The sequence below is a fragment of the Bacillus sp. GW823-FHT06A10 genome (genome assembly GCF_058795375.1).
Genome location: NZ_JBXAHT010000002.1, coordinates 732,830 through 754,095 on the forward strand (window position 1 = coordinate 732,830; position 21,266 = coordinate 754,095).

Annotated in this window: 27 protein-coding genes; 20 read left to right on the plus strand and 7 right to left on the minus strand. The window is 35.6% G+C overall.

The features are described from left to right. Positions 1–16 precede the first annotated feature (16 nt). Genes AC1Q8M_RS18680 through AC1Q8M_RS18695 form a run of 4 tightly spaced genes read right to left on the minus strand, consistent with a single transcriptional unit; the run spans position 17 to position 3,414 of the window. Positions 17–1,081: an ABC-2 transporter permease gene (locus AC1Q8M_RS18680; RefSeq protein WP_000486538.1), complete on the minus strand. Its 1,065-nt coding sequence runs from the start codon at positions 1,079–1,081 to the stop codon at positions 17–19. A gap of 12 nt (positions 1,082–1,093) precedes the next feature. Then, positions 1,094–2,158, minus strand: coding sequence for an ABC transporter permease (locus tag AC1Q8M_RS18685; RefSeq protein ID WP_088065674.1), 1,065 nt, complete (start codon positions 2,156–2,158; stop codon positions 1,094–1,096). After that, positions 2,148–3,029, minus strand: coding sequence for an ABC transporter ATP-binding protein (locus tag AC1Q8M_RS18690; RefSeq protein WP_098365734.1), 882 nt, complete (start codon positions 3,027–3,029; stop codon positions 2,148–2,150). Before AC1Q8M_RS18690 ends, AC1Q8M_RS18685 begins: the two co-directional genes overlap by 11 nt. Further along, complete coding sequence (locus AC1Q8M_RS18695) at positions 2,995–3,414, minus strand: GntR family transcriptional regulator (protein WP_000548028.1); 420 nt, start codon at positions 3,412–3,414, stop codon at positions 2,995–2,997. The genes AC1Q8M_RS18690 and AC1Q8M_RS18695 overlap by 35 nt, the downstream gene beginning before the upstream one ends. A 166-nt stretch (positions 3,415–3,580) precedes the next feature. Between AC1Q8M_RS18695 and dacF the strand changes: the two genes are divergently transcribed. The 14 genes from dacF (at position 3,581) to AC1Q8M_RS18765 (ending at position 14,200) form a co-directional block, all read left to right on the plus strand. Further along, positions 3,581–4,771 carry a serine-type D-Ala-D-Ala carboxypeptidase DacF gene (dacF, locus tag AC1Q8M_RS18700; protein WP_000831976.1) on the plus strand — a complete coding sequence of 397 codons (1,191 nt, stop codon included), beginning with the start codon at positions 3,581–3,583 and terminating at the stop codon, positions 4,769–4,771. A 169-nt stretch (positions 4,772–4,940) separates the two neighbouring features. After that, the gene (spoIIAA, locus tag AC1Q8M_RS18705) at positions 4,941–5,291 is read left to right on the plus strand and encodes an anti-sigma F factor antagonist (protein ID WP_000059135.1); all 351 of its coding nucleotides are present in this window, start codon (positions 4,941–4,943) and stop codon (positions 5,289–5,291) included. Further along, on the plus strand, positions 5,292–5,732 hold the full coding sequence (gene spoIIAB, locus AC1Q8M_RS18710; protein WP_001243398.1) for an anti-sigma F factor: 441 nt from the start codon (positions 5,292–5,294) through the stop codon (positions 5,730–5,732). Between the two features lie 12 nt (positions 5,733–5,744). Continuing rightward, positions 5,745–6,503 carry an RNA polymerase sporulation sigma factor SigF gene (gene sigF, locus AC1Q8M_RS18715; RefSeq protein ID WP_000350729.1) on the plus strand — a complete coding sequence of 253 codons (759 nt, stop codon included), beginning with the start codon at positions 5,745–5,747 and terminating at the stop codon, positions 6,501–6,503. Between the two features lie 135 nt (positions 6,504–6,638). Then, a complete protein-coding gene (locus AC1Q8M_RS18720) occupies positions 6,639–8,165 on the plus strand; it encodes a sodium-dependent transporter (protein ID WP_000450088.1) in 1,527 nt (508 codons plus the stop codon). Next, entirely contained in the window at positions 8,165–8,263 is a 99-nt protein-coding gene (locus tag AC1Q8M_RS18725; RefSeq protein WP_000016826.1) for a methionine/alanine import family NSS transporter small subunit, read from the plus strand. The genes AC1Q8M_RS18720 and AC1Q8M_RS18725 overlap by 1 nt, the downstream gene beginning before the upstream one ends. A 115-nt stretch (positions 8,264–8,378) precedes the next feature. Beyond that, complete coding sequence (locus tag AC1Q8M_RS18730) at positions 8,379–8,999, plus strand: stage V sporulation protein AA (protein ID WP_000438367.1); 621 nt, start codon at positions 8,379–8,381, stop codon at positions 8,997–8,999. Further along, positions 8,992–9,408: a stage V sporulation protein SpoVAB gene (gene spoVAB, locus AC1Q8M_RS18735; protein WP_043352414.1), complete on the plus strand. Its 417-nt coding sequence runs from the start codon at positions 8,992–8,994 to the stop codon at positions 9,406–9,408. Before AC1Q8M_RS18730 ends, spoVAB begins: the two co-directional genes overlap by 8 nt. Positions 9,409–9,422: 14 nt before the next feature. Then, positions 9,423–9,881, plus strand: a complete 459-nt coding sequence (gene spoVAC / locus AC1Q8M_RS18740) for a stage V sporulation protein AC (RefSeq protein WP_098365733.1) — start codon at positions 9,423–9,425, stop codon at positions 9,879–9,881. Positions 9,882–9,894: 13 nt separating this feature from the next. Then, entirely contained in the window at positions 9,895–10,911 is a 1,017-nt protein-coding gene (gene spoVAD, locus AC1Q8M_RS18745; RefSeq protein WP_001241138.1) for a stage V sporulation protein AD, read from the plus strand. 3 nt (positions 10,912–10,914) lie between these two features. Further along, positions 10,915–11,265: a stage V sporulation protein AE gene (spoVAE, locus tag AC1Q8M_RS18750; RefSeq protein ID WP_000345907.1), complete on the plus strand. Its 351-nt coding sequence runs from the start codon at positions 10,915–10,917 to the stop codon at positions 11,263–11,265. 5 nt (positions 11,266–11,270) lie between these two features. Further along, positions 11,271–11,840, plus strand: coding sequence for a stage V sporulation protein SpoVABEA (gene spoVAEA, locus AC1Q8M_RS18755; protein ID WP_001254416.1), 570 nt, complete (start codon positions 11,271–11,273; stop codon positions 11,838–11,840). Beyond that, the gene (spoVAF, locus tag AC1Q8M_RS18760) at positions 11,827–13,299 is read left to right on the plus strand and encodes a spore germination protein SpoVAF (RefSeq protein WP_000165595.1); all 1,473 of its coding nucleotides are present in this window, start codon (positions 11,827–11,829) and stop codon (positions 13,297–13,299) included. The genes spoVAEA and spoVAF overlap by 14 nt, the downstream gene beginning before the upstream one ends. A 97-nt stretch (positions 13,300–13,396) precedes the next feature. Further along, complete coding sequence (locus AC1Q8M_RS18765) at positions 13,397–14,200, plus strand: Cof-type HAD-IIB family hydrolase (RefSeq protein WP_141505587.1); 804 nt, start codon at positions 13,397–13,399, stop codon at positions 14,198–14,200. 31 nt (positions 14,201–14,231) lie between these two features. Here the strand turns inward: AC1Q8M_RS18765 and AC1Q8M_RS18770 are convergent, their stop codons facing one another. Beyond that, positions 14,232–15,098 (minus strand): DUF1002 domain-containing protein, encoded by an 867-nt coding sequence (locus AC1Q8M_RS18770; RefSeq protein ID WP_000850506.1) that lies wholly within the window; start codon positions 15,096–15,098, stop codon positions 14,232–14,234. A 187-nt stretch (positions 15,099–15,285) separates the two neighbouring features. On the opposite strand from AC1Q8M_RS18770, the gene AC1Q8M_RS18775 reads away from it, so the two are divergent. Further along, positions 15,286–15,723 (plus strand): peptidylprolyl isomerase, encoded by a 438-nt coding sequence (locus AC1Q8M_RS18775; protein ID WP_016080395.1) that lies wholly within the window; start codon positions 15,286–15,288, stop codon positions 15,721–15,723. Positions 15,724–16,181: 458 nt separating this feature from the next. Then, positions 16,182–16,550, plus strand: coding sequence for a GNAT family N-acetyltransferase RibT (gene ribT, locus AC1Q8M_RS18780; RefSeq protein ID WP_025118450.1), 369 nt, complete (start codon positions 16,182–16,184; stop codon positions 16,548–16,550). Positions 16,551–16,570: 20 nt separating this feature from the next. Here ribT and AC1Q8M_RS18785 read toward each other — a convergent pair whose 3' ends face one another. Both AC1Q8M_RS18785 and AC1Q8M_RS18790 read right to left on the minus strand, forming a co-directional pair. Beyond that, positions 16,571–17,089, minus strand: a complete 519-nt coding sequence (locus AC1Q8M_RS18785; RefSeq protein ID WP_000283610.1) for a DUF309 domain-containing protein — start codon at positions 17,087–17,089, stop codon at positions 16,571–16,573. A 99-nt stretch (positions 17,090–17,188) separates the two neighbouring features. Continuing rightward, positions 17,189–17,284 (minus strand): YjcZ family sporulation protein, encoded by a 96-nt coding sequence (locus tag AC1Q8M_RS18790; protein WP_000510194.1) that lies wholly within the window; start codon positions 17,282–17,284, stop codon positions 17,189–17,191. Between the two features lie 169 nt (positions 17,285–17,453). On the opposite strand from AC1Q8M_RS18790, the gene AC1Q8M_RS18795 reads away from it, so the two are divergent. The 4 genes from AC1Q8M_RS18795 to nagA all read left to right on the plus strand — a co-directional run bounded on the left by AC1Q8M_RS18795 (position 17,454) and on the right by nagA (position 21,263). Next, positions 17,454–18,197: a segregation/condensation protein A gene (locus tag AC1Q8M_RS18795; RefSeq protein ID WP_001199751.1), complete on the plus strand. Its 744-nt coding sequence runs from the start codon at positions 17,454–17,456 to the stop codon at positions 18,195–18,197. Between the two features lie 158 nt (positions 18,198–18,355). Beyond that, complete coding sequence (scpB, locus tag AC1Q8M_RS18800; RefSeq protein ID WP_025118451.1) at positions 18,356–18,928, plus strand: segregation/condensation protein ScpB; 573 nt, start codon at positions 18,356–18,358, stop codon at positions 18,926–18,928. 78 nt (positions 18,929–19,006) lie between these two features. Next, complete coding sequence (locus AC1Q8M_RS18805; RefSeq protein WP_001214828.1) at positions 19,007–19,909, plus strand: ComEC/Rec2 family competence protein; 903 nt, start codon at positions 19,007–19,009, stop codon at positions 19,907–19,909. 211 nt (positions 19,910–20,120) lie between these two features. Then, the gene (gene nagA, locus AC1Q8M_RS18810) at positions 20,121–21,263 is read left to right on the plus strand and encodes an N-acetylglucosamine-6-phosphate deacetylase (RefSeq protein ID WP_001987227.1); all 1,143 of its coding nucleotides are present in this window, start codon (positions 20,121–20,123) and stop codon (positions 21,261–21,263) included. Positions 21,264–21,266: the final 3 nt, after the last annotated feature.

Consider the following 21,266-nt stretch of genomic DNA (forward strand, 5'->3'; position numbering starts at 1 on the left):
TCGAGAGGAGGTTATTTTATTTGAAATTCCAAGAGACTTTCCATTTTAATATTTTAGGTAGGAAGAAATACGTAATGAAACTAGTTATTAAAAATCCGATGTAAAAGCTGGACAATGAGTGCGCGCGACTTAGTATTAAACCTCCAACGATCCCACCAAAGAAAATAGCGCATGCCATTACTAACTTTTGTAACTTTGGATATAATAGATAGTTACCATTTCGCTCATTGATTGAACGGGCATATAAATAAATACCGAGTGGTAATAAAATAAGTATATGTGCAATAGGTGCAATCAATGTTTTTGCCGGCGGAATCTTTGTAAAGTTTGGTTCGTTATGACGTACTCCATTTTGATCAGTATAAGCGCTTTGTGGATCATAATTAAAGTTAATAGTAAAATCTTCTGCTGGACTAGAAATACGTATGTTTTCCATAACATCATGTATAATGCCATTGTTCTCATGAAAGTCGGCACTCGAGTGAACAGCAATGACTCCTGATATTAGAGATGGAAGTAACGCTGGGAAGATTAATATAGCTGCAGTAAGAAATCCTTGCGATATCACATTTCCAGCGATTGTTCCTATACATAAGGCAAGTGTATAAATAGCGATTAATACAATTAACATATATATAAAGTAACTATGAAACGGTGAAAATACTTGATATTTATTATGAAAAGTCAACCTTTTCATAATAGCAAATAGCCCCCAGTTTAAAATGACAACAGCGGCGATATTACAGATTCCAAACAACCACTTTGTTATATAAAGGTGTGAACGTTTAAAGGGCATAGACCATAACAAGTCGCTAGCGTTATTTTGTCTTTCCCATCCAATTAACGTACAAGCTAGAATGGTCAGTATGCTACCTAACAGCATGATAGGATCTAAAAGTGTTAAATCAAAGTGATAATGATATACATAGTTCCATTTTTTATTGTCATTTAGAAAGTGTTGCTGTTGAATAGAAGTCATATAGTATTTATATGACAAACTATAGAAGCTGACGAGCCAAAATAACCATACAACATATTTACTTTGTTGATACGTTCTTAGCCATAGTGCTTTTTGAAACATAGGATCTCTCCTTTAAAAAACTTTATAATTTGTTAGGCGTGATAATACAACATAAGTAATGATTCCAGCGAGAAACAAACTGATATAGTAGTTAGGTAAGAAATAAAATTGATTGATTTTATAGCCACCTAGTAATGAAAAGTAAATGGTTGTCCCCCATATACATATTTTTAAATGTTTTTGGAAAATAAATATCCTTTGACTATTTTCATTTGGTGAACGCACATATAAATATGTCCCAAGTAGTAAATAAAATATTGTATAGAAAATAGGGACTAACATTGATTTGGCTGAATAATATACGTGAGATGCTGGATTTCTTAAAGTAGTTGGATCGTTGTCCCTCTTCCGAGAATCTGGCTGATAGTTATAATCAATAGAAAAGCGATATATTGGTACAACTATATTTGTTTTTTGATTGATTTCATATAGTTGTTGATCTAATTTATTATTTTTAGTATCGGTAGCCTCTAAATGGTTTAGTGTAAAAGTGTACACTAGTGGAATAAATGTAAGGCCCATTAGTAGCCATGGAATGCAAAAAATGATCTGTGAAACAATACTTCCAGTAAAAGTACCGATACATAGAGCAGCTGTATAGACTGCAACATAAGAAACTATCGCATAAAGAAAGTATCGGTGAAGTGGACTAAATGATTGATAATCAAAATGGATAGTTGTTCTATAAATAACATACATAATAATCCAATTTATAAGTAACGAGCTCACAATACAGAAGGAACCGAAAGCCCATTTAGATAAGAAAACATGTTTTCTTTTAAATGGCATCGTCATAAGTAGTGTATTAGATTGGTTGCTACGTTCCCATCCTATCAATAAGCAGGCTAAAGCAATGATAAGAACAGTTAACCAAAAACTATTACCATCTCGTGCAGAAAAGGTATAAAAATAATAATACTGTTCCCCTTTTTCTTGTAATTCGTAATATTTATCGAGTTCCATCTGAGCACTTCTATAGTATCCGAGAGATAGAAGATAAAGCGAACTAAAGAAGAAGAGTAACACAGCATATTTCCCGCGCTTCCAATTCCACATCCACAACGCTTTATGAAACATACCCATCCTCCTCCAGTGTCGTGACGAAGACATCTTCAAGTGACATTGTTAATTCTTCAATGAGTATAGGTTGCTCTTTATAAAACTTCTCAAGCGTTACAGCTACATTTCCTTCAATTAAAATCGTATATACTTTTCCTGTTTGATTTAATATTTTAATATTGCTTAAGTTTTCTAGTTTTTGAGGTAATGATCGTTCATAAGCAACTTGAATTTTAGCAAATTGTGATTTTGCATCGTCTAGTGATGTAATAGAAGATACGGTATGTCCTTTTAATATGATGATTGTATCTGCAATTTGTTCAACTTCATCTAAATGATGGGTAGATATGAAAATGGTAATCTCTTTTTCTGCAACTTCTCCAACGAGAAACTGTAAAATCTGTCTTTTAACGATAGGATCAAGTCCGTTTGTTGGTTCATCTAAAATAATATATTCTGCCTGTGCAGCAACAGCTAAAATGATGGCAAGCAGTGCCTTCATTCCTTTTGAATAACTACGAATTCGTTTGTTTGGTAAGTTGAAACGTTCTAGTAGTTCGTAGAAATATGGTTTATCAAATGCGGTATAAACTGCTTTATAAAACTTCACGATTTCTTTTACTGTATAACCGTTCAGTATGTTAGTAGAATCCGGGACATATACGATTTTTTGTTTCGTTTCAGGATTCTTATGAATGTCGATATCCTCATATGTAACAGTTCCCTCATCGGGGTCTAAAATGCCGACTATCGTTCGTAATAAAGTTGTTTTCCCCGCACCATTTCTTCCAAGTAATCCGACGATACTACCTTTTTGTAATGTGAAAGAAACATCGTCTAAAATTGTTTGATTATCAATTGTTTTCTTCAAGCTTGTCACTTTCAACATTCGTATTCCCTCCAATCTCTTTATAGTATGAATCTATCCAATCATGAATTTTATCTTTCGTAATACCAAGATAAGAGGCTTCTAATAGTAATTGATGAAATTGCTTTTCAACCATAGCGATTTTCCTTTCGTCTAATGTTGGGGTAATCGATTGGGATACAAATGTTCCTTTTCCTCGTAACGTTTCAATAATTCCTTGTCGCTCTAACTCTTGATACGCTTTACTCACTGTATTTGGATTTATAACGAGTAAAGAAGCGAGTTCGCGTACAGAAGGAAGTTTATCACTTGGAGCCAACATGTTTTTCAATACGAGTTCTTTTATATTTTGAACAATTTGTTCCCATATCGGAGTGTTGCTTCTTGGGTCAAGTTGAATATGCAAGAGCAATGTCTCCTTCCTCATATGTATTAAGTGTACTACTATGTGTAATACACTTAATACAATATAGGGGACGAATGTATTTGTCAACTGAAAATAATAGAAAAAATTGGTATTAAAAAAAGGAGAATTGGAAAAAATAGGTCTGATATAGAATGGAGGGTTAGTCATGAAGCGAGTTTTTGGAATACTTGTTTGTTTCATATTATTGCTTTCTGGAACTTCAGTGAGTTTTGCGCAATCTGAAAAAACGAAGCAGGAGAAAACAGAAGAAACAACGCCGAAGTTAGCGGAACAAGCGTCGTCAGCAATCGTAATTGAGCAAGATACAGGTAAAGTTTTATTTGATAAAAACCCAAATGAAAAATTACCACCTGCTAGTATGACAAAGATTATGACAATGCTTTTAATTATGGAACAAGTTGAAAAAGGAAAACTAAAACTGACCGATAAAGTTAGAGCAAGCGAACATGCAGCTTCAATGGGTGGATCGCAAATCTTTTTAGAACCTGGGGAAGAGATGACTGTAAATGAGATGTTAAAGGGTATTGCAATTGCATCTGGAAATGACGCATCTGTTGCAGTAGCCGAGCACATCGCAGGTTCAGAAGAAGGATTTGTAAATATGATGAACAAAAAGGCGAAAGATTTAGGGCTGAAAAATACACATTTTCAAAATCCAACAGGTCTTCCGGCCAAAGACCATTATTCGACAGCAAATGATATGGCTATAATGGCGAGAGAATTGATGAAGTATCCACTTATTCGTAAATACACAGGTAAGTACGAAGATTATTTACGTGAAGATACGGATAAAAAGTTTTGGCTCGTTAATACGAATAAACTAGTACGTTTTTATCCTGGCGTAGATGGAGTAAAAACAGGTTTTACGACAGAAGCGAAATATTGTTTAACAGCATCGGCTGAAAAAAATGGTATGCGTGTCATTTCAGTTGTCATGGGAGCACCAACATCAAAAGAACGGAACAACCAAGTGACAAAGCTTCTTGACTATGCATTTGGACAATATATGACAAAGAAATTGTATACGCGCGGCGAAAAAATTAAGACAGTTCAAGTAGGAAAAGGGAAAAAAGAAAAAGTAGATTTAGTTGCGTCAGATAATGTTTCTCTTCTTATGAAGAAGGGCGAGAATATGGACAAGGTAAAACAAGAAGTAATTGCTGAAAAGAAAGTAAAAGCACCGATTAAAAAAGGTGACGCGCTTGGCACCCTTGTTATAAAAAAAGATAAAGATGTTTTATTAAAACAAACAATTATAGCAAAAGAAGATGTTGCTGCAGCGAGCTGGTGGGAGTTATTTAAAAGAAGTTTTGGGATGTTTTCAACATCAAAATAGCGGCAAATATTTTGCCGCTTTTCTATTCGTATGTAAGTGAATAATGCTGAAAGGTTTCACTTTATGACGAAATAGTTCTTCTTTTGTCAGCAGGAAGGATTCTTATTTTATATCACGAAAATCTTTATGTATGTGAATAAGTAAAGTTTGAGCATAAGGAGGAAATCGTGTGAGTCTTTCCATGCAATTAGAAGTAAAACGTGACGTCCTATGTGTGAGACTAGAGGGTGAATTAGATCATCATACGGCTGAAGAGTTGCGAACGAAAGTAACAGATATGATTGAGACACATGGTGTTCATCATATTGTTTTGAGCCTAGAGAACTTATCGTTTATGGATAGTTCTGGTCTAGGTGTTATATTAGGCCGATATAAACACGTAAAGGGATTAGGTGGAGAAATGGTTGTTTGTGCAATTTCACCGCCTGTTAAGCGTTTATTTGAAATGTCTGGCTTATTCAAAATCGTTCGCTTAGAAGAAAGTGAAGCGCACGCGCTCGCGACGTTGGGGGTGGCATAGATGAGAAATGAAATGAACCTTCAATTTTCAGCATTAAGTCAAAATGAATCATTCGCTCGCGTTACAGTGGCGGCTTTCATTGCACAACTAGATCCAACGATGGAAGAATTAACGGAGATTAAAACAGTTGTGTCAGAAGCGGTTACAAATGCAATTATTCATGGATACGAAGGAAATGCAGAAGGTATTGTTTATATTTCTGTAATTTTGGAAGAAGCAATGGTGAAACTCACGATTCGAGATGAAGGGATTGGAATCTTTAACTTAGATGAAGCGAGACAACCCCTTTTTACAACTAAACCTGAATTAGAGCGTTCCGGAATGGGATTTACTATCATGGAAAATTTTATGGATGAAGTAGAAGTTATTTCAAACGAATCTTTCGGGACAACAATCCATTTGACAAAATACTTATCAAATAGTAACGCTCTATGCAATTAAGGAGAATAGCCTATGGACATAGAGGTCAAAAATGAGAAGAAGAAACCTCAGTTAAAGGACCACGAGCTAAAAGCGTTAATTCAAAAAAGTCAAGATGGAGATCAACAAGCGAGAGATACAATCGTTCAAAGTAATATGCGCCTCGTTTGGTCGGTTGTACAGCGGTTTCTTAATCGAGGATACGAACCAGACGACCTATTTCAAATTGGATGTATTGGGCTCTTGAAATCGGTAGATAAATTTGATTTATCTTTCGACGTGAAATTTTCAACATATGCAGTTCCAATGATTATTGGTGAAATACAACGTTTCTTACGCGATGATGGATCAGTGAAAGTTAGTAGGTCTTTAAAAGAAACAGGAAACAAAATTCGAAAGATGAGAGATGAGCTTTCGAAAGAATTCGGAAGGGCTCCAACGATTAATGAAGTGGCAGAGGCACTAGAACTAACGCCAGAGGAAGTTGTTCTAGCACAAGAAGCGAGCCGGGCCCCTTCATCTATACATGAAACTGTATATGAAAACGATGGAGATCCAATCACTATTTTAGATCAAATTGCAGATCAATCTGAAACGAAATGGTTCGATAAAATTGCTTTAAAAGAAGCGATCAGAGAACTAGATGAACGAGAGCGCTTAATTGTATACTTGCGTTACTATAAAGATCAAACACAGTCAGAAGTAGCCGAGCGCATAGGCATTTCGCAAGTACAAGTTTCAAGACTTGAAAAGAAAATATTAAAACAGATGAAAGATCGAATAGACGAATAATTGTCTATTCGATCTTTTTATGCCGTTAATAGGAGAGAGATGTTAATTTTTGCAAAAATTAACAGAATTTATTGATAATTTAGTCAATTTAAAATATAATCCAAGTATGAACTTGTCATAAAGGGGGAAGGAAACATGGAAACGAGGCAACAATGGGGAACGAGGGCTGGATTTATTTTCGCAGCGGTCGGATCTGCCGTTGGATTAGGAAACATATGGCGTTTTCCTTATACAGCGTATGAAAATGGAGGAGGAGCATTCTTTTTACCGTATTTATTTGCATTATTAACGACTGGTATTTCATTGTTAGCGTTTGAGTTTGCCCTTGGTCATCGTCATCGTGGCTCAGCACCACTTACATTTTTCCGTATTAGCCCGCGTGCAGAATTTATTGGATGGTGGCAAATGTGCGTAACATTTATCGTTTCAACATATTATGCAGTGATTATTGCTTGGTCTATATCGTATACATACTTTGCAATTACTGGAGCATGGGGAAAAGACACGCAATCATTTTTATTTAAAGAGTACTTACATGTTGCAGATAAGCCAGGACAATTTGGAGGACTTGTACCAGAAGTATTAATTCCGTTAGCTCTCGTTTGGATTATTGTGCTTGGCGTTGCATTTAAAGGAGTTAAAAAAGGAATCGAAGTTGTTAACCGTATATTTATTCCTTTATTAGTTGTTATGTTCCTTATTATCGTTGTTCGTGCAGTGACGATGGAAGGTGCTATGCAAGGACTAGATGCATTCTTTAAACCAGATTGGAGTCGTATTTTTGATGGGAAAGTATGGCTTGCTGCTTACGGTCAAATATTCTTTAGTTTATCTTTAGCATTTGGAATTATGATTACGTATTCTAGTTATTTACCGAAAAACTCGGATACAACAAATAATGCCTTTATTACTGGATTTGCAAACTCAGGATTTGAATTATTAGCAGGTATTGGGGTCTTTGCAGCTCTTGGATTTATGGCAAATAATATGGGAGTACCGGTTGATAAAGTAGCAAGTGCTGGCGTTGGGCTTGCGTTCGTAGTATTTCCCCAAATTATTAATGAATTGCCGATGTCACCGTTGTTTGGTGTTTTATTTTTCTTATCGTTAACGGTTGCTGGAATTACATCACTTATTTCACTCGCGGAAGTATGCTTTGCCGCTGTATCTGAAAAATTCAGTTTAAGTCGGGAAAAAACTATTGGAATTATGGGAACCCTTCTCGTGTTAGTTTCTCTTGTTTTTGCAACACGTGGTGGACTTATGTTCTTAGATGTTGTCGACTATTTCGCTAATAATTTCGGATTAATTACAATTGCACTTGCGGAAGTAGTTACGATAGGGCTCATTTTACGCCGTTTACCAGTTTATCAAAATCATGCAAACTTTGTATCTGATATTAAATTAGGAACGTTTTGGAGAGTGAGTTTACTCGTTATTACTCCGCTTATGTTAGGCTATATGCTAATTGATGGTACAATCCAAAATATTAAAAAGAACTACGGAGATTATCCGACTGAGTTTGTTGTAACGTATGGTTGGTCGATAGCAGCAGCATTCCTCATAGTTGCAATAATCATTGGCCTGAAAAAATGGGATGCACAAATTCATTCGGATTCTGCCAAGCTTGAAAAAGAATGGAAAGATCGAGGTGTTTCATAATGAGTGGATCAGCGATTATGATGATGGTTATTGGAATAGTAGTCATTTGGGGAGGGCTTGCATTAAGTATTGCAAACTTATTTAAGAAAAAGGCATAAGTAAAAAACATCTGTACCAAAATGGTGCAGATGTTTTTTTATGAAAAAATTGTATTAGAAAAAAATTCAATAACCATACTACAACTACGAGGAAGAGTGAAGGGGTGAATGAAAGTTGGAACAAACGATTTATATTAAAATGCGCAATCGTTTAAAAGTTTCTCCTACTTATGAAGTAAAGCTGGGCGATGTTGCTCAACTTGCCGGAGATTCTTCCGTAGTTGAGTTGTTACAAAATGAGATAGTTTACAAAATAACAGCGCATGATAAGACGCATGTTGTAATTGATGTTATGAAAGTAATTGAGATTATTCAACAGAAAGCATCTCACGTACAAATTAATTTACTCGGTTCCGGACAAACTCTTGTTGAAATTATATACGAAAAAAAGAAGGCACACCCAATTTTTTTCGGGCTTGTATGGCTTTTACTTTTCATTGGAGCAGCTCTTGCAATCATTTATTTCCATGAGGATGTAAGTATGCAACAAGTACATCAACGGTTATATTACATGATTACTGGAGAATTCAATGCACAACCACTTTTATTTCAAATTCCTTATTCTTTAGGTCTTGGTTTAGGGATGGTTCTATTCTTTAATCATGTATTTCAAAAACGAATTAATGAAGAGCCGAGTCCGTTAGAAGTTGAGATGTTTCAATACCAACAGTCGCTTGATCAATATGTAATCGTTAATGAAAACAAGGATAATATGAAACAACTTGCCGATGATTGAGTCTGGATTTGTTATTTTAATTGGTTTAGCTGGAGGGATAGCGGTAGGTAGCGGATATGTCGCATTTTTAGCTGTACTTGGTATAATCCCCCGTTTAGCTCAATTAACGAGAAGTGGAAAGCATATTCAATATTTTGAGTGGGCAGTCATTGCAGGTACTTTAACAGGGGCTTGGTGCAGTTTGAAAAACATTACATTTCAAACGTCGCAATATTGGCTCGTTATATTAGGGCTATTTTGTGGTACGTTCATTGGAATGCTCGCTGCGGCATTAACAGAGGTGTTAAATGTTCTACCTATTTTAGCGAAACGAGTAGGGATAGAGGGGAAGATTATTGTTTTACTCGTTGCTCTTGTACTTGGGAAAGTAATAGGCTCGTTGTTTCACTGGATTTATTTCGTAAAGTAGGAGGCAGTATATAAATGACAAGTCAGAAATTGAAGGATGATTACATAAATAAAGTGAAGGAGTATCATCCAAAGCCAAACTATTTACTAAATTGTATCAAAGCATTTCTTGTAGGTGGACTCATTTGTACAGTTGGAGAAGTATTGATGAAATTTTATATACATTATTTTCACTTCAGTGAACAAGAGGCAGGAAACCCAACTGTTGCAACGCTTGTTTTATTATCCGCGATTTTAACAGGATGTGGTATATATGATAAAATCGGTCAATTTGCTGGAGCAGGATCAGCGGTACCGGTAACAGGATTTGCAAATTCTATGGCGAGCGCTGCCTTAGAACATAAGAGTGAAGGGATTGTTCTAGGGATTGCGACAAATATGTTTAAACTGGCAGGAAGTGTGATTGTATTTGGGGTTGTTGGTGCATATATCATTGGGTTAATAAGGTATACCTTTAAAATTTTTATGTCTTAAAGGAGGGGCTAGTATGAGGTTGACCGGAAAACAAACGTGGGTATTTCAAAACGATATATATGTGAATGCAACGGGTACTGCTGTCGGTCCGAAAGAAGCTGAGGGCCCTCTTGGAAAAGATTTTGATATTTCATATGATGACTTGCATTGTGGAGAGGAAAATTGGGAGCTCGCCGAACGAAGATTAATGTCAGACTCAATTCAACAAGCAGTGCAAAAAGGGAATATAAAAACATCGCAAATTGATTTCTTTTTAGCGGGAGATTTATTAAATCAAACAGTGACAGCAAATTATGTTGCGCGTAAGTGGGGCATTCCTTTTTTAGGAATGTTTAGCGCCTGTGCGACGTCTATGGAGACTTTAGCAGTTGGATCAGCTTTTATAGACGGTGGATTTGCAAATCGTGTCTTAGCTACAGTAAGTAGTCATAATGCAACGGCTGAAAGACAATTTCGCTATCCAACAGAGTACGGTGGGCAAAAACCAGGGACAGCAAATTCAACTGTGACTGGTGCAGGATCTATATTAATTAGTAATGAAAAAAGTGCAATTAAAATTACGGCGGCTACAATCGGAAAAGTGCAAGATTTAGGAATCACAAATCCTTTGGATATGGGGGCAGCGATGGCTCCAGCAGCAGCTCATACAATTCAACAGCATTTTGAAGATTTAAGAAGAAGTGCCGATGACTATGATTTGATTGTTACGGGTGATTTATCAGCTGTTGGGACACCGATTGCAAAACAACTTTTACTTGAGGAAGGTTACGATCTTGGACATATATACAATGATTGCGGATTAATGATTTATGAATCAAGTCAAGAAGAAGTGTTTGCAGGTGGTAGTGGTTGCGCTTGTTCAGCAGTTGTCACATATGGCCATTTATTACACGAGATGCAAAAAGGGAATTTACAACGAATTTTTGTCGTTGCCACTGGCGCATTATTAAGCCCGATAATGATGCAACAGAAAGAAACGATCCCAACAATTGCACATGGTGTCGTATTTGAGAGAGTTAAAGGAGAGTGAATTGTGGATTTTATATATGCATTTCTTGTAGGTGGAGCTATTTGTGTAATTGGGCAACTATTGTTAGATTTCGCAAAGTTAACACCAGCTCATTTAATGGCAACTTTTGTAGTCATCGGAGCAATTTTAGATGGATTTGGATTGTACGATAAACTAATAAAGTTTGCAGGTGCTGGAGCAACAGTCCCTATTACAAGTTTTGGACATTCACTATTGCACGGAGCAATGCATGCAGCAGAAAAACATGGATATTTAGGAATTGGTATTGGCATGTTTAGTTTAACGTCTGCGGGCATTTCCGCAGCGATATTGTTTTCGTTTTTTATAGCACTTATATGTAAACCGAAAGGATAAATCAAATGAGACGAAGGGTTGTTTTGGTCACAGATGGAGATGAATATGCAAAGCGGACAATTGAGCTTTTAACAAAGGAATTTGGGGGAAGGTGTATTTCAGCATCACAAAGTAATCCAACCAAATTGACAGGGAAAAAAGTTGTTGAGCTTATTATGCAAACGCCATATGACCCTGTATTTGTCATGTTTGATGACAGTGGATTTATTGGAGAAGGATCTGGTGAAAAGGCTTTAAAATATGTAGCTACCCATAAACAAATTGATGTGCTCGGTATTTTAGCGGTAGCGTCTAATACGCATCATTGGGAATGGGCACGTGTAGATGTAAGTGTAGATCGGAACGGAAATTTAACCGAGTACGGTGTTGATAAATTTGGACTTCCAGATGGTGAAATTGGCAGAATTAGCGGAGATACAATTTATTGTTTAGATGACTTGAATGTTCCTGTCATCGTTGGAGTCGGTGACATTGGTAAGATGTGCGGGAATGATGAATGGGAGAGGGGATCACCTATTACTAGAAAAGCGATTCAATTAATTTTGGAAAGGAGTGGTTTTTATGACGAAGCCTAAAAAAGTGGATATCCCTATATCAACTTTCATAAGTGATAATGAAAATTATTTAAAGCAGACAGTTGGACTAGGCGTTACATACGATGTTGGCATTCGTAAATTTCAAATTTTGAATAAAGAAATCGGTGTGTTATTTGTAAACGGACTTTGTGATACAAATTATATTATCCCTATTTTAGAAGAAGCGGTGGATACAAATGAGATAAGGGATGTAGAAGAAGATACAGTGAAGCTTTTAGAGAATCGCTTAATCCATCAACAAGTAAGCAAAGTGAAAACGATGGATGAGGTAATGCTCCAAGTATTATCAGGGCTCATTGTGATATTTGTGGAAGGGGAAACGGAAGCGTTCGCGATCGATGTTCGTAGTTATCCAGGGCGAACACCGACAGAACCAGATACCGAAAAGGTAGTACGCGGTGCGAGGGATGGATTTGTTGAAAATATCGTTGTAAATACAGCGTTAATTCGTAGGAGAATTCGAGATCCACGACTTCGAAATGAAATGGTTCGAGTAGGAGATAGATCACAAACGGATATTTGTATTACATACGTTCAAGATGTTGCAAATCCAGATTTAGTAAAGATTATAAAACAAGAATTAAATAACATCGATGTAGATGGAATTACGATGGCGGATAAAACAGTAGAAGAATTTGTTGTAAAGCAAAGTTATAACCCATTCCCGCTTATTCGATATACAGAAAGGCCAGATGTAGCAGCAAATCATCTACTAGAAGGACATGTGTTAGTACTCGTTGACACATCACCAAGTGCTATGATTACACCGACAACATATTTTCATCATTTACAGCACGCAGAAGAGTTTAGACAAAATCCAGCTGTCGGTACATTTTTACGCTGGGTGCGCTTTTTAGGTGTTATATTCTCGTTATTTTTATTACCATTTTGGTTAGTGTTTGTATTTGATCCAACTCTTTTACCAGCAAATCTTGCTTTTATTGGACCGACTAAGATGACGCATTTACCAATCCTATTACAGGTGTTAATGGCAGAGGTCGGACTTGAGTTTTTAAGGATGGCTGCTATTCATACTCCAACCCCATTATCGTCTGCGGCAGGGTTGATTTCCGCCATATTAATTGGTCAAATTGCAATTGATGTAGGTTTGTTTGTGCCAGAAGTAATTTTGTATGTAGCGGTTTCGATGATTGGTGCATATGCAACACCGAGTTATGAATTAGGATTAGGGAATAAGGTTGGGAAATTGTTTGTTATTATTTTAACAGGTCTCTTCCATGAGATGGGATTTGTAATTGGTATGACGATATTAATTTTATTTTTAACGTCTATAAAAAGTTTACAAACACCTTATTTATGGCCGTTTTTACCATTTGATTGGGGCGCGTTAACAAAAATTTTACTCCGTCCAACGATGTCTAGTTTAAAAGTACGACCAAGTATTGTAAGACCTCAAAATGTAAAAAGACAAAAATAAACGGGATTATACACCCGTTTATTTTTTTTAGTAAAAATTTATTGTTTTTTAACAAAAATCAAACATTTTTTGTGTACACTTAGAGTAGATATTGTGTATGGAAGGGGAAGAGTACATGATTAAATTATTTGTAAGTGATTTAGATGACACGCTCGTTTACGATGTGAATCATATGCAAAAAGAAGATGAACGTGCGCTGTGTTGGTTAGCTGAGAAAGGGACAAATATTTGTTTTGCCTCTGGCCGCTTTACACACAGAATTGATGAAGTTGTAAAAAGGTTTTCATTCCCATATTACATAACTGGCTTAAATGGAGCGACAATGTTACTTCCAGATGGGAATTTATTTCATGAATCGAGTTTTGAAAATACGGTTGCCCAGGAAATATATCGATATATACATAAAAAAGGACTAGCGGATATTGTTTGTGCAAATGAGCAACGATATACAAAAAGGAAAAATGAACATCACCATAATTTTGAAGCGTATATGGGCGTGCATATCGCCGAAATTGAAGCGTTAGAAGAAGAGTTTGGTAAGACTGTACACCCTGCAAAATTGTTTGTTTTTGGAGAAGAAGAGAAAATTGTGACATTAGATCAAGAGCTACGAGATACGTTTCAAGGCGAAGCGGAAGTTTTTATATCAGGTAAACGCTATGTTGATATTATGCCAAGAGGCGTGAGTAAGGGGAGTGCTCTAAAACGACTAATGGACCATTTGCAAATTGAAGCAAATGAAGTTGCTTGTATTGGAGATTCTTTCAATGATATTTCTATGTTTGAAGTAACCCCGCATTCATTTACTCTTCATCATGCCCATCCATATGTAAAGGAGAAAGCAAATCATATAGTGCGTTCGGTTGAAGAGGCTGTTATGAAATTACCGTTACTTGTATAAAAAAGAAGCCCATCACTGGCGGGCTTCTTTTTTACTTGAATAAAGATTTAACAAAATCAATGATACTTGAGAAGAAATCTTTCACTTTATCTAGAAAACTTTGTCCTTCTTCAGATCCTAAAAAGGCAGAAACGTGTTCTTTTGCTTTGTTTAATTGACTACCAACTTGATTCCAATCGATATTAAGATTCTTCATTTTATCAAATAACGCTACTAGGTTATCTAATTGTTCATCTGTTAATGTAATGCCGAGTTGATCAGCAATTTTTTTAATTAATGAACGTAAATCTTCTGTTGTTTTTGGCTGTTCTTTTGCAATTTCTTCTTTAATTTTTGCAACAAGTTGAACTGCTTTTTCTTCACCAATTTTATCACCAAGCTGGGCTGTTTGTACCATTTCTTCATTCGCTACTTTTTTAACTTCTTCCGGAATTGGTTTATTGGACGCAGTTTCATATGCTTTCATTAATCCAGTTAAAGCTGCAGTTCCTGAAACTTTAAAAGGTGCAGTAATTTGAATTTCTGCATCTTTTACACCTGCTGTAATCAAAGCGTTAGTGTACATTGCATCTGTTACCCAGTTAATGTTCTTTGATCGTACAATAAGACCAGATCCTGGTTTTGTGTATGTAATCATAGAAGAAGAAATTGCTCTCGTACCAATTTGTGCTTTTGGAACAATGCCTTCTAGAAATTTATGTTCTTCCGCATTAGATACAGTGATAATTGTAGCATCTTTCGGTGCTTTCATTTCTTTTAACAGATCTTGTTTTTGTTGTTCGGATAAGTTCTCTCCTAGTGTAACAATTGATTCTCCCTCGATGATGTCTGCAAATGAAGCTGTTGGCATTATAAATACCGTTACAGCTAATAGCAGAGCTAATAATTTCGTTTTCACGAAAAACCGCTCCCTTTCTCTTTCTAAAATTTTCGGGCAACAAAGTTATTATAGTATATATTTCTTATTTGTCACCTAGCTTTTTCCACATTTCAAAAAAGAAGTATCTAGATTGTCGGATTCTTTTTGTTTCTAGTCATGAATGTGGTAATATAGTGCTGAGATAGTTGAAAGGAGACATATACATATGAAAACTTTAGGATACATATTAATGGAAAACGGTGAAAAAATCGAATTGGAATTTTTCCCAGAAGAAGCGCCAAAAACAGTAGAAAATTTTAAAAAATTAGCAGAGCAAGGATTTTATGACGGTGTTACATTCCACCGTGTTATTCCTGGCTTCGTAAGCCAAGGTGGAGACCCAACAGGTACAGGTGCTGGTGGTCCAGGTTACTCTATTCCATGTGAAACTGATGGAAACCCTCATAGACACCTTGTAGGATCACTTTCTATGGCTCACGCTGGCCGTAACACAGGAGGTAGCCAATTCTTTGTTGTTCATGAGCCACAGCCACATTTAGATGGCGTTCATACTGTATTTGGTAAAGCAACAAGCGGTATTGAAACAGTATTAAAAATGCGTCAAGGCGATGTAATGAAAGAAGTTAAAGTTTGGGAAGAATAAGATAAGGGAAAAGAGAGCTTTTGCTCTCTTTTTTATTTTTAATGAGATTGAGTACTTCTTCTACAGCATCATACAAGTAGTATTGTTGCTAAAATATATTGCTTGTGAGAACAAACCTTTAACAAATTACATAGAATACATTACATTATATGTTTCAACAAATATTTTTTGTTATATTAATTTTGCTAGAATTGTGCTGCTTTAGGGTAACTATGAATGAAGTGATGTTGAATGATATGTTTCTTTTCATTCTATATAAAATTTTCTTTTTTTCACTCTATTTATTAAAGGAATAGTGCTGAAACATAGATTTGACTTTCTTCTTTTCGCTTTGTATGATTATCAAGTTGTTTTAGACTCTTCTCACTCTGTTGAAAATATTGTAAAATGAATGTGATATGAAAAGAGTGATTGAGGGGATTACTAGTTTGTAACTTTTGTGAGAAGGGATAAGGGTTATGTTAATTCGTTTTAAAAAAAGTTATGAAAAAATCGCAATGGGGCTTCTTTCGTTTATGCCAACTGAAAAAGATTTGAAAACATTACAATTGACAATGAAAGAATATGAAGCAAAAGATGATTGGCAATTGTACTTGTGGAAAGAAAATGAAGATTTTGTTGGAATAATGGGGATTGTAAAAAAAGAGAATCAAGTATTAGAAATTCAGCATTTAAGTGTAAATCCGTCTCACCGTCATGTGGGGATTGGAACGAAGATGGTTCAAGAGTTAAAGAGTAAATTTCTTGAGTTTACAATTTGCGGAAATGAGCAAACAGCAAGTTTTTGCGAAAAATGTAAAGGGCTAGAACAAAATATACATTCGTGAAAGCAGGGATAAGTAGTTTATTATCTCTGCTTTCTTTTTTGTAATTGTTCGTTTCGTTCAGTAATGACCTCTGTGCGATCACGCAAAGTGTGCTTGTGTATAATATATTCACTTGGAATAGCATTCAAGTCTTTCCAAGAGAGGTTTTGTTTTTTGCATAACTCTATGCACTGCTTCTCTAACAATGGATCTGATAAGGGTAAAAATAAAGGTACAAAACGTTCTTTTTTATGGATAGATTGCAATCTTTCATTGAGCAAGGAAAGAAGTTGTACTTGATTAATTCCTAAACGTTGTAAAGACACACCGCTTTTTTCTAAAATTGTGATTGCGCTTTTCATCATTTTTGTGGAACCATTCCAGTTAGCACGTCTTTGGTGGTATAAAGAAACTGCAATTTGAATGAGACCAACTAAGTAATGATCACGATTTCCTCTTGGTTTTGTCTTCCAGTACTCTTCTAGTATTTCGTGGCATTCAAAATAGTCGTAATCTCCTTGGAAATGAATTAAAAATTGTATGTATTCGGTAGGATACATGTTTTCTCGCCCCTATCTAACGGTTATACATATAAGTGTATCATAGAAATATGAACAATAAACGACTAGGAGATTTCCCCCTAGCCGTTATTGTTCATATTAGCAGAAGCAAGCTGCTCCTACAATAATTAGCAAAATAAACAGTACAACAAGTAATGCGAACCCACCGCTAAAACCACAATCAACGTGACCCATAGTTTTTTGACCTCCTACATTGTTCTTACTACACTGTTATCATATGAAGTGGTGGGCATGATGACATAGGCATCGGTCTATTTTTAATTAAATTTCTTAAAAAGGTTGGATAGAACATGAGTATGCTCTATACTTATGTTGTTATAGAAAAAATGTGGTGGGATGCTTTGTGCAATATAATTTTAAAGTAGAGGCTTTTGAAGGGCCTTTAGATCTATTGTTACATTTAATACATCGTTATGAAATTGATATATATAATATTCCTGTAGCAGATATTACAGAGCAATATTTATCTTATGTGCATACGATGAAAGAACTGCAATTAGATGTTGCAAGTGAGTATTTAGTAATGGCCGCAACGTTATTACAAATTAAAAGTAAAATGTTGTTGCCGAAACATGAAGAAGATGTACTTGATAACGGTGATGATTTTATAGATGATCCTCGTCAAGAATTGATGGAGAGGTTAATTGAATATAAGAAATATAAGCAAGTTGCTACTGAGTTAAAAGAAAGAGAACAAGAAAGAGCACAGCTATATACACGTCCACCAATTGACTTTACATCGTTGCAACAAGAAGAAGAGACAAGCTTGCCTCTTGATGTTACGTTATATGATATGCTAGCGGCATTTCAAAAATTAATGCGCCGTAAAAAGGCAAAAAAACCTGTAACAACACGTATTACTCGTCAAGAAATACCAATTGAACAGCGAATGACTGATATTTTAAAGCAGTTAAAAATAAAGGGTGGTCGCCAAAGTTTTCATGATTTGTTTGTTGATGATGAACGTGAAATAATGGTTGTAACATTTTTAGCAGTTCTGGAACTTATGAAAAATCAACAAATCATAATTGAGCAAGAACATAATTTTGATGAAATTTTCGTATCAAGCTCTAATAAATCTGCATAGAGCAAGTATATGAAATTGGGATAGAAACACTTTATCTCATGTTATGTTTTAATGTATCGTTTGGAACAAGAGAAGAAATATTGAACCGAACGCATTGATTGTGATTCGGTTTTTTGATGTGTATTTTTATGGGAAAATAGAAGGAAGGAGCTCGTGAAATGGATAGGAAAGAACAAAAGTCAATTATTGAAGGCCTTTTATTTGTTTCTGGTGATGAAGGGATTTATCCAGAACAAATAGCGAAAGTTCTTGAAATTGAAATGAATGAAGTAATTAATATTTTAGAAGAAATGCAACAAGAATGTGAAGGTACAAACCGTGGTTTGCAAATTGTACAGTATGCAAAAGTATATCGTTTTGCTACAAAGAAAGAACATGCTTCATATTATCAAAAATTAATAGATACACCAACAGCTGCTTCACTCTCACAAGCTGCCCTTGAAACGTTAGCGATTGTTGCATATCGTCAACCAATCACAAGGACTGAAATGGAAGAGATTAGAGGAGTTAAAACCGATAAGGCGTTACAAACGTTGGTTTCACATTTACTTATAAAAGAAATGGGAAGAGCAGAAGGACCAGGGCGTCCTATTTTATACGGAACAACAAAAGAATTTTTGGACACATTTGGATTGAAAACATTAGATGATTTACCGCCGCTTTCTGAAGAGAATGAACAAATGAATGAAGCGGATTTATTCTTCGGTTCCTTACAAGAGATATCGAAATAAAAGCTTAGCATTTTGCTAAGCTTTTTTTGTATATCAATTATTTACAGTGCCATACTAAATGAAAAAAGGAGACGAGTTATGAGAGGTATGCGGATTATTCTATTATTAGTTTCTGTTTTATTATGTTTTTCTTTAAATAGCGCATCAGCTAAAAGGTATATGATGTCTATTCATACTACGTCTCCTTTACATATGCATCGGCAACATCTTAGTAAAATGAAAGTGAGCTTTTTAAAAGTGGGGCAAGGTGATGCAACACTTATCATAATGCCAAACGGACAAACAATGTTAATTGATGGAGGACCTTATGAAGCAGGAGAGGTTATTATTCAGAAATTAATTGAGAAAGGGATTAATCATTTAGATGTCATTGTCAGTACCCATCCTGATATGGATCATATAGGGGGGCTAATTCCAATTGTAGAGCAAATGCCGGTATCGCTTATATTAGATAGCGGAAAAACATATAGTTCTCTTACTTATCATACATATCGGAATAATATTAAAAAAAGAGGGATACCTTTCGTTTCAGTAAAGGAAGGGCAATATATACCGCTGGATCCACATGTTTCTATACAAGTATTAAACAATGGGAAATCAAAAGATGAAAATAATGAATCCTCAATTGTTTTAAAGGTGCGATATGGAAAAGCGGATTTTTTATTAATGGGTGACGCGGATGTACGGACAGAACATGAAATATTAAAACAATTTGATGTACATGCAGATGTTTTAAAAGTGGGGCATCACGGCTCGTATACTTCAACAAGTGAAACGTTTATAAAAAAAGTGGAACCGCAGTTTGCTATTCTGTCTTACGGGAGTAGTAATCCGTATGGACATCCTCATCAAAGTGTAGTAAAACGCTTAAAAAGGCACGGTATAATGGTATATAGAACGAATAAACGTACAGTAGAAATAGAAACAGATGGTGAACATGTTATGTTAGAGTCTAGCGGGTTAATGCCATTGTTGAAGTGATTTCTATATTAGGGGTGGATACTGTCCCTTTTTGGAAAAATGAATAATATATATTATAATTATAAGGGACGTAAGAAATTTCCTTTTTTGTTGAATAAAAAGGAAATTTCATTAGAATGTATAGACAACTACTCGTGCATATATTAAGATGGAACTAGGCGAATAAGGTAATAATAACAAGTAGGTATTTCATGGGAAAGGATCGATGAAAATGAAAACGCAAATTGTCATCAATGCCAAAATTTACACAGGTCAAGAAATAGTGGAAAACGGATTTATCCGTTACGCAGAAACCATTAAAGAAATTGGTTTGATGGCTCAATATGTACCACAAGAAAATGAAACTGTTTTTGATGCTACAGGGAAGATTGTAATTCCAGGTATGATCGATGTTCATATTCATGGTGGATACGATATTGATGCGATGGATGCAAATAGCGATGGGTTAGTAACTCTAGGTAAAGAAATGTTAAAAGAAGGGGTTACAACTTACTTCCCGACAACAATGACACAAGCTCCAGAGGCAATTGAAGCAGCGCTAACTGCTGCGAAAGAAGCAAAAGAAAAAGGAGCGCATTTCGAATATATTCACTTAGAAGGACCTTATGTTTCAAAGAAACGTGCAGGTGCACAACCACTTGAACATATCGTTCCTGCAAATATTGAGCAATTTAAACAATGGCAAGAAGCAAGTGGGAATTTAATTAAATTAGTAACATATGCACCAGAAGAAGAGGGAGCATTAGAGTTTGAACAATATCTTGCTGAAACTGGTGTAGTGGGCACAATGGGGCATACAGATGCAATTGATGCGCAACTAAAAAATAGAAAGATTACACATGCGACACATTTATACAATCAAATGCGTGGATTACATCACCGTGAACCAGGAGTTGTTGGTCATGTGTTATTAAATCCAGATGTAATGGTTGAAGTAATTACAGATGGTATTCATATTCACCCTGATATGGTGAAATTAGCATATAAGTTAAAAGGACCGAAAAAAGTAAGTGTTATTACTGACGCAATGCGCGCAAAAGGTCTTGAAGATGGATTATATGAGCTTGGCGGACAGCCAGTACATGTAAAAGATGGTAGTGCTCGATTAGAAGATGGAACGTTAGCTGGTAGTATTCTAAAAATGGATCAAGCTTTCCGAAATGTAATTGAATTTACGGGTTGTTCAATCGAAGATGCAGTACTGATGACATCAGTTAACCAAGCAGAAGAGTTTGGATTAAATAATAAAGGTGCATTAGCAGTAGGAAAAGATGCAGACTTTGTTGTGATGAATGAAGATTTACATGTATATGATACGGTTCGTTTAGGAATTCATATGAAGGAAGGGAAGTAATTA